Consider the following 11,668-nt stretch of genomic DNA (forward strand, 5'->3'; position numbering starts at 1 on the left):
AATGGGGAGCGGAAAGATAATTATTAACAACTAAAATATAATAACAATGAACATTAGACCTTTAGCAGACAGAGTTTTGATTAAACCAGCGCCTGCAGAAGAAAAAACCGTGGGTGGTATTATTATTCCTGATTCAGCGAAAGAAAAACCCTTGAAAGGCGAAGTTATCGCTGTCGGTAACGGTACTAAAGATGAAGAAATGGTTGTTAAACCGGGTGATCGTGTCCTATATGGCAAGTATGCCGGTACGGAGATCGAACTGGATAATGACAAATTCCTCATTATGCGTCAATCTGACATTTTAGCTATTCTCTAATTAAAATTGTTTCATTTTAAGAAATTAAATCATGGCAAAAGAAATTAAATTCAATATCGATGCCCGCGATGAATTGAAAAAGGGTGTTGACGCTTTGGCAAATGCGGTAAAAGTAACTTTAGGCCCGAAAGGTCGTAATGTGATTATTGAAAAAAAATTCGGTGTTCCCCACATTACTAAAGACGGTGTATCAGTAGCTAAAGAAATTGAATTGGAAGATTCATTTCAAAATATGGGAGCTCAGTTGGTGAAAGAAGTAGCATCAAAAACCGGAGACGATGCAGGTGACGGTACTACTACTGCAACAGTTTTAGCACAATCTATTGTTAATGTAGGTTTGAAAAACGTAACAGCAGGAGCTAATCCCATGGATTTGAAACGAGGAATAGATAAAGCTGTTGCTAAAGTTGTAGAAAGTATTAAAGCTCAATCAGAGGAAGTGGGCGATGATTTCGAAAAGATCGAATCGGTAGCTCGTATTTCTGCTAATAATGACAGTGAAATCGGTCAGTTGATTGCAGAAGCGATGAAGAAAGTAAAAAAAGAAGGTGTAATTACGGTCGAAGAGGCTAAAGGCACTGATACTACGGTAGAAATCGTAGAAGGTATGCAGTTTGATCGTGGATATATTTCTCCATATTTTGTAACGAATACAGAAAAAATGGAGTGTGAAATGGAAAATCCTTATATCCTGATTTTCGATAAGAAAATTTCTTCTTTAAAAGAAATGCTGCCTATTCTGGAAGCGACTGCACAATCGGGACGTCCTTTATTAATCATTGCTGAAGATGTTGATAGCGAAGCTCTGGCAACTTTGGTTGTAAACCGTTTACGTGGTTCTTTGAAGATATGTGCCGTTAAAGCTCCGGGATTTGGAGACCGTCGTAAAGAAATGCTTGAAGATATTGCCGTACTGACTGGTGGAGTTGTTATATCCGAAGAAAAAGGCTTAAAACTGGATGGTGCGACGATCGATATGTTAGGTCGTGCGGAAAAAGTAACAGTTGATAAAGAAAATACTACTATTGTAAACGGTTTGGGAAATAAAGATACTATCGCTTCTCGGGTAGCTCAGATCAAGGCTCAGATCGAAAAAACAACTTCGGATTATGATCGGGAAAAACTACAAGAACGTTTGGCAAAACTTGCGGGCGGTGTTGCTGTTTTGTATATCGGTGCGGCTTCAGAAGTTGAAATGAAAGAGAAAAAAGACCGTGTAGATGATGCTTTAAGCGCCACTCGTGCTGCAATTGCTGAAGGTATTGTTCCCGGTGGTGGAGTTGCCTATATTCGTGCAATTCCTTCTCTTGAAGGCTTGAAGGGCGATAATGATGATGAAACTACAGGTATCGAGATTGTTAAACGGGCAATTGAAGAACCGCTTCGTCAGATCGTCGATAATGCAGGTGTAGAAGGAGCTGTCGTACTTCAGAAAGTAAAAGACGGTAAGGGTGATTTCGGGTATAATGCTCGTACGAACACATATGAAAACTTCTTTGCTGCTGGTGTTATTGACCCGGCTAAGGTTACGCGTGTAGCTCTTGAGAATGCCGCATCGATTGCCGGAATGTTCTTAACTACAGAATGTGTTATTGCTGATAAGAAGGAGGAAAATCCTGCACCTATGCCTGCTCCGGGAATGGGCGGAATGGGAGGCATGATGTAATTCTTGCTTAGAATATAATATCTAAATAAAGACAGGCCGAAAAGTAAATTTTTCGGCCTGTCTTTATTATTTATAAGAGTGTCTGTTTAAATTTGAAAGAATGGGAATAATTAAAGCAAATTACTAGCCAATTCAGAGAGACGGCTTCTTTCTCCTTTAATTAAGTTTACATGACCGAATAAAGCTTGTCCTTGCATCTTATCTATCATATAAACTAATCCGTTAGACTGAGAGTCTAAATAAGGTGAATCGATCTGTTGTATATCTCCGGTAAACACCATTTTTGTCCCTTCTCCGGCTCGAGTTATAATGGTTTTTATTTCATGAGGAGTTAAATTTTGAGCTTCGTCGATAATACAAAATGTCTCGGAAAGGCTTCGGCCTCGGATATAAGCCAAAGCTTCGATAACCAATGTTCCTTTTTCCTGCATATCTTGTAAAATTCTGTAATCGCTGCTTTCAAGAGAAAATTGGTGTTTAATGACATTTAAATTATCGAATAGAGGTTGCATATAAGGGGCTATCTTTTGCTTTTCATCTCCGGGTAAGTATCCCAAATCTTTATTAGCCAAAGCCACGATAGGACGAGCTAATAAAATTTGTTTATACAATTTGTTTTGTCGTAAAGCTCCGGCCAAAGCTAATAGTGTTTTCCCAGTTCCGGCTTTCCCTGTTAAAGCAAGGAGTTTGACTTCAGGATCATTTAACAAATCAAAAGCAAAGGTCTGTTCTGCATTACGCGGTTCTATGCCGAAATTCTTTTCTTTAATAACTTTCCGGACTTTACCCGTTTCGGAGACATAGCGGGCAAGGACAGAAGAAGTTCCACTTTCCAAAACAAAGCATTCGTTCGATTTAAACGGATCATTCGATATTTCTGTGGCCGGAATGCCGTCTTTAGATTTATAAATGGCATTGATAATTTCTGGAGAGACATTGTCCAATACCCGATGTTCTGATTCGAAAATATCGATATTTTTGACTTTATCATTTATATAGTCTTCAGTTTCGATACCTATAGCTCGGGCTTTCATCCGTAAATTTATGTCTTTAGTTACCAGAATCGTTTTTCTGTCAGGATGATTTTCTCTTACTATTAATGTTGCTGCTAAAATAAGATGATCGGGTTTCTTTTCCGGAAATACCGATTTTACTTTTTCAGGATATGTACTATTGACAACAATGGATAATCGTCCTAAATCAGGGCCTAATAATGCACCTTCTGTAAACAAATGGTTATCTGTAATTTCGTCCAGCTCTCGGACAAATTCCCGAGCATTGAAGTTAATTTGGTCATTTCCTTTTTTGAATTTGTCTAATTCTTCTAAAACAACTATGGGAATGAAAATGTCATTATCTTGAAAATTAAACAAGCATTTGTAGTCGTGCAGAATAACATTCGTATCTAACACAAAATTTTTTTTGGCACTCATAATAGCATGTTTTAATAGTTAATATTTTGAATAAAGACATTTTGTCTTTCTCAAATATAATCATTCATTCAGAAAAAGACTTCTCTTTTAGATTAAAATAGCTTAACATTATTGTGAAATCTGCTTTTAGAACAGAAAATGTGAAATAAGGAAAAGTTTATGTATGTTTGTACCGAATTATATCGGAAAATATGAAAAGGATAGGATTATTGTCTGATACACATGCTTATTGGGATGAGAGATATATTAAATATTTTTCGGAATGTGATGAGATATGGCATGCCGGAGATATAGGGTCTATGGAAATTGTCGATAAGTTTCAATCATTTAAGCCATTCCGTGCGGTTTACGGTAATATTGACGGACAAGATATACGGGCTATATATTCGAAACATCTTCGTTTTACCGTAGAAGGTGCAGATATATGGATGACTCATATTGGGGGATATCCCGGTAAATATGACAGAGAAGTTATCCCCGAAATTTATAGAAATCCTCCGGATTTATTTATATCCGGACATTCTCACATACTAAAGGTTTTATATGATAAAACTTTAAAGCTTTTACATATAAATCCGGGAGCTGCCGGTAAATATGGTTTCCATAAAAAAAGGACATTGGTGCGTTTCACAATTGATAATAAAATGTTTAAAGATTTGGAGGTGATAGAATTAGGAGAAAAATAATTTATTTTTCGTACATGTCAAACGCATAAAATCTATACGATAAGTAAATTCTTTTTTTATTCCCGGAAAAATTTGATTATAAATTTTTTGCAAGATCTCTTGTATATCGATAAACGATAGAGCAAAGGTTTGCATATTTACATTGTTTTGTATGATTGTATTTTCACCGGTTTTTAGAATAAAGTCTATTTCTTTGCTATATTTATCGAATGTTTTGTCAATGCCGTTTTCCTTTATATTCAGTATTATTTTATCGATATTCCGAATTATATCGTCTAAAACGAAGTCATGGACTTTTACTTGATTTTCTATTTCTTGAGAATTGTGAAAAGCTTGTTTTTTTTATATCTTCTAAATTGCTAATAAGATCGGTTAACTGTAATTTTTCAGGATTATAACTCCAAGATATACAATAAAATTCATTCTGAAATGAATTCAAAGGAAACGTATCATGCTCAATTCTCTGTAAATAAACACAAATTTCTTTGAAGTCTAAGCCGAGAAATTCATTACTGTAATTTTGGTTGGTTGTCGCTTGTTCCGGATGTTGCTGTCGATATGAAATAAATAAAGAAATGTTTATTCATATATTAAGTTTCTGTGCATACTTTAGGAACAAAAACAGTAAAAAAGTTTTTCTAATTTATGTGAACACTTTTTATTATGAAGCTGTTTTATGTTTTAAATTCAATAAATGAGTGTATTTTTGCCTAAATAACGGAGGATGATATGGGATTAAAACGTTTCGGAGTTTCTTTGGATGAAAGTTTATTAGAGTCTCTTGATTTATTTGTCGTTAATAACGGTTTTACAAATAGATCTCAGGCAATCAGATTTTTGGTTGAAAAAAATATTGCAGAGACTAAATGGCTATGTAATCATGTCGTAGCCGGAACAATCATTATCATGTATGATCAGAGTAAGAAAGATATTTCCGTAAAAATTGAGGAAATACAGCAAGCGTATCAGCAGGTTATTTTATCATCTTCTCAATATTACCTCAATAGCAATTTTTGCCTTCATATTGCGACGGTAACCGGAGAAGCTTATAAGTTGACAGAACTTTCGGACAAACTGATTGCAATAAAAGGCATAAAGCATGGAAAGCTTGTGATGAGTAGAGCAGATTAATTTTTTTTGAATTTATGGTAACACGATAATAGAAAAACGTGTCACTTAAGTAATAAAACTAAAAAGGATAAAAATGAGAAAAGTTATTCAACACATTTATTCAGTTGTATTTTTATTTTGTATCGTTTTTTCTGTTCATGCAGGATCATCGTTAAAGGATACATTGGATATACAAGAAGTTGTTGTCACCGCGACAAAAACGAGAGTGAACAAAAACAATACACCTTTGTCTATTTCTGTAGTCACTCGTCAAGAGATTGAGCGCAGTAGTGAATCTGCTTTACTTCCGGTTTTATCTCAAAGAGTACCCGGACTATTTGTTACTCAGCGGGGAATTACCGGCTTCGGGGTATCTACCGGGTCTGCTGGAACAGTAAATATAAGAGGTGTAGGAAGTGGTAACAAGGTGCTTATGCTATTCGACGGGCAACCTCAATGGGCAGGAATTTATGGACATAGTCTTCCTGACACTTATGTTGCATCTGATGTAGATAAAGTAGAGGTGATACGTGGGCCGGGATCGCTTCTATATGGATCTAATGCGATGGGAGGGGTTGTGAATATAATCACCCGAAGTCAACATGAAGAGGGAGTCAGTACTCATGCGAGAGCAATGTACGGCTCTTATAATACTCAGAAATACATGATCAATAATGGCGTGAGGTCGGGAAAATTTAATAGTTTTATTTCCCTGAATCATGATCGTACGGACGGACATCGTGATAATTCGAAATTTAATATTACGAACGGATTTGTAAAAATTGGTTATGATATTTCTTCTCATTATAGTGTTGTCGGAGATATTAGTGCCGCATATTACGATTTAAGGAATCCCGGAAAGGATACCGATCCGTTATTAGACGGTTGGATGCATATATGGCGTGGAATCGCATCTGTGGGAGTTGAAAATAAATATCAGAAATATTCCGGAGCAATAAGGGCTTTTTATAGTTGGGGAAATCATAAGATCAATGATGGACATGAAGCCGATGAAGCAGCAAAAGATTATTTGTTTCGTTCAACGGACTTCAATTACGGTGTACAGGCGTATGAATCATTTTTTATTATTCCGAATAATCAATTTACATTAGGGGTCGATTATAAGAATTGGGGTGGAAATGCGTGGAATGCCTTTTTTTCAGGAGAAAGAAAAGACATTATTACGGATAAAAGTGTACATGAATTGGCCGGATATGCGATAATGCAACAAGAATTTTGGAATCAGTTCACTCTAAATGCAGGAGTCCGTTATGAACATAACAGTACATACGGCAGTGAGTGGGTGCCGCAAGCAGGATTTACATGGAGACCTTTTTGGGGAAATTCTATTAAAGCTTCTTTTTCGAAAGGGTTTCGTAGTCCTAATATGCGAGAACTTTATATTACATTCGGACCTGGAAATAAAGCGAATGCGGATTTGAATCCAGAGAGCATGTTGAATTACGAGGTGTCTATCGGACAATATTTTTGGAACAATCGGATACATGCAGAAGTAACGGCATTTTATATCGATGGTAAAAATATGATTCAAGTTGATCCACAGTCGGGACAGCTTGAGAATGTCGGAAAGTTTTATAATAAGGGTATTGAATTGGACGCAGATATTCAGGTTTTACGAAATTTACGCTTTTCTACAAATTATAGTTTTTTACATACCAATAAGGAAATTGTTGCTGCTCCTAAACATAAATGGTTTTTAGAAGGCTTATATACGTGGAAAAATTTAAGTATAACATTAAATATGCAGTCGATATTCGGTTTATATGTCAGTAATTTAATGAAGAGCGAAGATTATACTCTTCTGAATGGACGTATTGCCTATAAAATAGGAAATAAAAAACAGAATATTACGTTGTTTGTAAAAGGGGAAAATTTGACAAATACGAAATATACCATTAATGAAGGATATCCGATGCCGGGTGCTATAGCAATGGGAGGATTTGATTTTAAATTTTAAATTTTTTACCGGAACTCAATATCGATGGCATGATAAGAAATTATTATCATGCCATTTTTAATTAATTGATTATTTTTGTACGTTTAAATGAATCTCTGAATAATGTACAGAATTATATTATCTATAATTGGCATTGGTCTTATTTTATGTGGATGCAGTAGTAATATTCCGAGCTCTTATGAATTGAACGGTGAAGTTTATAATTCTCGATTTAATGGAAAGACTATATATCTTTCTAAAGTGGACGGAGATGAGCTTACGAATATAGATAGTACCTTAGTCGAGGTGAATAAGTTCTGTTTAAAGGGCGTTCAAGATGTTCCGACAGTTTGTTATTTACGTTTTAGGGAAGATCACTTGTTACCGGAATATGTACCAGTAACGTTTATATTAGAAAACGGAACAATAAATGTTCAAATTACAAAATCAGATTCTAAAGCAACAGGAACGGTATTGAATGATTCTCTTTTTTCATTTCAAAAGTCTATGGATAAGTATGAAAAGCAGCTTACTCGTATAGAAGCTCGATATAAAAAGATGATAGCTGACAGTACGATAAATAAAGAGACCGAGAAGCAAATATACGAAGAGTATAATTCTGAGGAAAAAGCAAATCTGGAGTTTATTAAGAAGGTTATAGGACAGAATCTGAATAATATATTAGGTGCTTATATTTTTAATTTAAATCGAAATAGATTAGCGGACAAGGATATTGAAATTATTTTGCAAAAAGCCGGATCTACATTTAAAAATCAACCGGATATAAGACTTATTTCCGAAAGAATCAGACGATTGAATAATATATCTGTAGGGAAAATGTTCAAAAATTTTGATTCTCAGGATATTCAAGGAAGAAGAAAATCTTTATCTGAATATGCTGGACGAGGAAAATTTTTGATTGTAGGTTTTTGGGCATCTATATCTCCTTCAAGCCGAATAGAAATGAAAAATCTAATAGAGATACACAAAAAATATAAATACAAGGGTATTGACATTATTAGTGTATCTTTAGATACGGATTCTTTATCTTGGATAGAAAATATAGAACGATATAATTTAACTTGTCCACATTTATCGGATTTTAAAGGATGGGAGAGTGATGCCGTCAAAGCTTATGAAATTAATAAAATACCTTATATCCTCCTATTAAACCCAGATGGAAGTATTGCAGCAAAAGAAACAGATACTAATTGCTTAAAAGAGAAATTGAAAGAATTATTTGATTGACAAAAGCCTCACAAATAATTCTTTAAGCAAATTCAAGCAGATTATCTTATTCGAATTTAATCGATTTTGCTGGTCGTATGAGAGAGACCAAATAAGAAGGTCCGATAAGCATTAATAAAGAAATCACCAGACAACTGATATTCAAGATGAGTATATACCCGAAATTCAATTCGATAGGAACTGCCGGAATATAATACACATCAGGATCTAATTTGATAAGTTTAAAATGGGCTTGTAGCAGGCATAATAGTATTCCTATTATATTACCCCATATCATACCTTTTCCGACTAAGAAGATCGAAATATAAATAAAGATTTTGCGAATAGAGTAGTTGGTTGCCCCTAAGGCTTTTAATATGCCAATCATGTTGGTCCGTTCCAAAATAATAATTAATAAGCCCGAAATCATCGTAAAACCGGCAACAACGGCCATCAAAATAAGAATTACCCATACATTCATATCCAACAAATCCAGCCAATTAAATAACTGTGGATTCAATTCTCGGACAGAACGAACAAAATAATGTTCTCCATATCGGTCTGTACAATTCATTAAATCGAAATAGAGATTTTCTGTTACTTCGTCCAATTTTGAAAAATCTCGTAATTTCACTTCAATACCACTAAATTGATCAGTTCCCCATCTATTAAGTTTTTGAACATGACGAACATCTCCGATAATAAAGAGCTTATCGTATTCGGTAAAATTGGTCTGATATATTCCTGTAATCTCAAATTTTCTAGCTCTGATATTGTCATCTATAAAATAACAAAGTATTTGATCTCCGGCTTCTAAATGTAGTTTGTTTGCAATATAATGAGATATTAATATTTCATTTGAAATAGCCGAATCGGAGAGGTGAGGAGGAACACCTGCCAAAAGATTCTTTTCAAAAAAAGACCAATCATAATTTTTATCTACACCCTTAAGAGCTATTCCTAAAAATTCATTATCGGTCTTCAATATACCCGGCTTAGTTGCGAAATTTTCAATGTATAAAATTTCAGGATTTTGTTTTAATGCGGCTTGTAAACTATCGGAAACTCCGATAGGCAATGTTTCAAAAGATGAATTGTTTGAGAAACCGCTGATTTGGATATGTGAACTGAACCCTATTACTTTACCGCTGACCTCATGCTTAAATCCGACAACAATAGCTACGGATATAATCATTATAGCTAATCCTAAAGCTACTCCTAAGGTTGCGATACGAATAGCTGGAGGAGAAACTTTTTTTCTTCCGTCTTTATTGAAATGTATTTTTTTTGCTATAAATAGCTCTAAGTTCATATAGTTCTACCGGGATAAGATTCCAATGCTTTACTTAATACAATCAAAGCATTCGCTAAATCTTCTTTTTTTAGGACATATGCTAACCGGACCTCATTTTTACCTAATCCCGGAGTCGTATAAAATCCAGATCCGGGAGCCATAAATACGGTTTGCCCTTCATACTCGAAATGTTCAAGACACCAAGCACAAAATTTATCCGCATCATCAACCGGTAGCTTTGCCATTGTGTAAAATGCACCCATGGGAATCGGTGAATAACAACCGGGAATACGATTAATTCCGTCTATGAGGAATTTACGACGTTCTACATATTCATTATATGTATCCAGCAAATAGTCTGATGGTGCACCGAGAGATGCTTCGGCAATTAATTGTCCGATAAGAGGCGGACTTAAACGTGCCTGACAAAATTTCATCACATTTTTTTTCAACTCTTTATGTTTTGTTATCAAAGCTCCAATACGAATTCCACATTCACTATATCGTTTTGATACAGAGTCAATTAATACAACATGATCTTCTATTCCTTTTAAATGAAAAGCCGAAATGTAAGGAGCTCCGGTATAACAAAACTCTCTATATACTTCGTCAGAAAAGAGAAACAAATCATATTTTTTTACCAAATCCCTTATTTGGTTCATCTCTTTTTGGGTATATAGGTAACCTGTCGGATTATTAGGATTGCAAATCAGTATTCCACGGGTTCGTTCTGTAATCAAGGCTTCAAATTTATCTATTGCAGGTAATGCAAAACCTTCATTGATAGAAGAGGGGAGTGTCTTAATTGTTGCCCCTGCTGAAATTGCAAACGCCATATAATTTGCATATGCGGGTTCGGGAACGATTATTTCATCTCCCGGATCAAGGCATGCTAAAAAAGAAAACAAGACTGCTTCTGAACCTCCCGTAGTAATGATAATATCATCAGCATTTACCTGAATATTAAATTTGGCGTAGTATTCGACAAGTTTCTCACGAAAACTTAGAATTCCTTCGCTTGGGCTATATTCTAAAATTTTGCGATCTAAATGCCGGGCAGCATCCAGTCCTATTTCCGGAGTCGGTAAATCCGGTTGTCCTATGTTCAAGTGATATACTTTTATTCCTTTTTGTTTAGCTTTATTTGCTAACGGGACTAATTTTCGAATTGGGGAAGCGGGCATTATTTCACCGCGATTAGATATTTTCGGCATACTTTAGTAGTATAATCTCGTATATTCTATAACTTATCGTTTTATTCTCGCTACAAATTTATTATTCTTTGTGTTATTAAGCAAACAAAAGCGAAGGATAATGCGGCAAATTGACGTTTCACAATAAATCTTTCAAACAATTCAGCAATAAGTATTGGCATTATTATTATTTTTGTGTCTACTTAACGAAGAGGAAGAATAATGTTTAAGAATATCGTATCCAGTTTGTTCGCTTTGGTTGCTGCCCCTGGTAAGGCATGGCAGAGCATATCTTCAAAAGAAGAAAGTCAGGCAACGTTTTTAAACGGATATTTGTATCCGATTATGGGAATAACGGCTCTTTCAGTTTTTGTGAATTTGTTCAACGATCAGTTTACATTGGAGAAAGCATTAAAACTGATGACAATTGATTTTGTCAAATTTTTTGTAGGATTTTATATTGCATCTTTTTTAATAGATGAATTGCTACAAAAATTTTTTGATAGAGAAAAGAATCCCAAACAAGTACAGTTATTTGTCGGTTACACTTTAAGTGTATATATGTTGATAACGATTTTTCTCAATTTATTTATGGGAATGTTTTCTTTTTTACGATTTGCTCCTTTATACATCATCTATGTTATATGGGAGGGATCTAAATACTATATGGATATCAATGAAAATAAGCGTCTGATATTTGTCGTTTTATCATCATTGATTCTTATATTTTCTCCGGATATCATTGAACGTTTTATGTTCATTTTAATGCCGGGATTAGGAAATTAA

10 protein-coding genes are annotated in these 11,668 nt (G+C 34.7%); 7 read left to right on the forward strand and 3 right to left on the reverse strand.

Translation table 11 applies throughout. From position 1 onward, the window contains the following. Nucleotides 1–46: 46 nt before the first annotated feature. Nucleotides 47–316, forward strand: a complete 270-nt coding sequence (locus QUE35_RS02025; protein WP_022602715.1) for a co-chaperone GroES — start codon at nt 47–49, stop codon at nt 314–316. A gap of 31 nt (nt 317–347) precedes the next feature. Next, nucleotides 348–1,982: a chaperonin GroEL gene (groL, locus tag QUE35_RS02030; RefSeq protein WP_022602714.1), complete on the forward strand. Its 1,635-nt coding sequence runs from the start codon at nt 348–350 to the stop codon at nt 1,980–1,982. Nucleotides 1,983–2,092: 110 nt separating this feature from the next. On the opposite strand, the gene QUE35_RS02035 is transcribed toward groL, so the two are convergent. Further along, on the reverse strand, nt 2,093–3,415 hold the full coding sequence (locus QUE35_RS02035; protein WP_022602712.1) for a PhoH family protein: 1,323 nt from the start codon (nt 3,413–3,415) through the stop codon (nt 2,093–2,095). A gap of 191 nt (nt 3,416–3,606) precedes the next feature. Here QUE35_RS02035 and QUE35_RS02040 point away from each other — a divergent pair, with 191 nt between their 5' ends. From QUE35_RS02040 to QUE35_RS02055, 4 genes are all read left to right on the forward strand, one after another. Beyond that, nucleotides 3,607–4,101 (forward strand): metallophosphoesterase family protein, encoded by a 495-nt coding sequence (locus QUE35_RS02040; RefSeq protein WP_122329703.1) that lies wholly within the window; start codon nt 3,607–3,609, stop codon nt 4,099–4,101. A gap of 729 nt (nt 4,102–4,830) precedes the next feature. After that, nucleotides 4,831–5,232: a nickel-responsive transcriptional regulator NikR gene (gene nikR / locus QUE35_RS02045; RefSeq protein WP_009317012.1), complete on the forward strand. Its 402-nt coding sequence runs from the start codon at nt 4,831–4,833 to the stop codon at nt 5,230–5,232. Between the two features lie 73 nt (nt 5,233–5,305). Continuing rightward, nucleotides 5,306–7,189, forward strand: coding sequence for a TonB-dependent receptor plug domain-containing protein (locus QUE35_RS02050; protein WP_022602706.1), 1,884 nt, complete (start codon nt 5,306–5,308; stop codon nt 7,187–7,189). Between the two features lie 102 nt (nt 7,190–7,291). After that, on the forward strand, nt 7,292–8,416 hold the full coding sequence (locus QUE35_RS02055; RefSeq protein WP_022602703.1) for a TlpA disulfide reductase family protein: 1,125 nt from the start codon (nt 7,292–7,294) through the stop codon (nt 8,414–8,416). 46 nt (nt 8,417–8,462) lie between these two features. Here the strand turns inward: QUE35_RS02055 and QUE35_RS02060 are convergent, their stop codons facing one another. Further along, nucleotides 8,463–9,707 (reverse strand): ABC transporter permease, encoded by a 1,245-nt coding sequence (locus QUE35_RS02060; RefSeq protein WP_009317015.1) that lies wholly within the window; start codon nt 9,705–9,707, stop codon nt 8,463–8,465. Further along, nucleotides 9,704–10,903 carry a pyridoxal phosphate-dependent aminotransferase gene (locus QUE35_RS02065; RefSeq protein WP_009317016.1) on the reverse strand — a complete coding sequence of 400 codons (1,200 nt, stop codon included), beginning with the start codon at nt 10,901–10,903 and terminating at the stop codon, nt 9,704–9,706. Before QUE35_RS02065 ends, QUE35_RS02060 begins: the two co-directional genes overlap by 4 nt. Nucleotides 10,904–11,104: 201 nt before the next feature. On the opposite strand from QUE35_RS02065, the gene QUE35_RS02070 reads away from it, so the two are divergent. After that, nucleotides 11,105–11,668, forward strand: coding sequence for a YIP1 family protein (locus tag QUE35_RS02070; protein ID WP_022602701.1), 564 nt, complete (start codon nt 11,105–11,107; stop codon nt 11,666–11,668).

This window comes from Coprobacter fastidiosus (assembly GCF_030296935.1).
Lineage (GTDB): Bacteria > Bacteroidota > Bacteroidia > Bacteroidales > Coprobacteraceae > Coprobacter > Coprobacter fastidiosus.